The sequence below is a fragment of the Falsiroseomonas selenitidurans genome (genome assembly GCF_012103215.1).
In the GTDB taxonomy this organism is placed as follows: Bacteria; Pseudomonadota; Alphaproteobacteria; order Acetobacterales; family Acetobacteraceae; genus Falsiroseomonas; species Falsiroseomonas selenitidurans.
The window spans coordinates 1-651 of record NZ_JAAVNE010000142.1 but is presented as its reverse complement, the minus strand read 5'-3'; the positions used below and the strand labels follow the sequence as shown (position 1 = coordinate 651).

Here is a 651-nt window from a genome sequence, read left to right as displayed (position 1 = left end):
GCAGGCCGGCGCGCTGGAGACGACGGACCTGGCGGCGCTGACGACGACGCAGCTGCGCGGGCTGGCGAGCACGCAGATCATCGGCCTGACGACGACGCAGGCAACGGCCATCACCACGACGCAGATTGCCTCCCTGCTGGCGACGCAGGTCGGCTTGTTGACCACGGCGCAGGTGGCGGCGCTGACGACGACCCAGATTGGTGCACTCGGCACCACGCAGATGGCCGGGTTGACCAGCGGCCAGATTGCGGCGCTGACCACGACCCAGCTGGGTGCAATGACCTCCACCCAGCTCGGTGCCGTGCTGCCTGCCCAGCTCAAGGGGCTTGAGACGACGGACATCGCGGCGCTGACGACGACGCAGGTTGCAGGCCTCGGCACGGCGCAGCTGAGCGGGCTGACGAACACGCAGCTCCAGGCGATGGAGACGACGGACCTGGCGGTCCTGACCACGACGCAGCTGCGTGGCCTGACCAGCATCCAGCTCGGTGCCCTGACGACGACGCAGCTGGTGGCCCTGACCACGACGCAGGTCGAGGCGCTGGCCAACACGCAGCTGCCGGGGCTGACGAGCGCGCAGCTGGCGGCGCTGACGACGACGCAGTTCGGCGCGCTGAGCAGCACGCAGATCGGCGCGATCGCCTCGGCGCA

At 70.4% G+C, this 651-nt stretch carries 1 protein-coding gene; it reads left to right on the top strand.

The window, feature by feature from the left end; translation table 11 throughout:
- On the top strand, positions 1-651 hold a 651-nt coding region (locus HEQ75_RS27755; RefSeq protein WP_456237403.1), incomplete at both ends, for a hypothetical protein.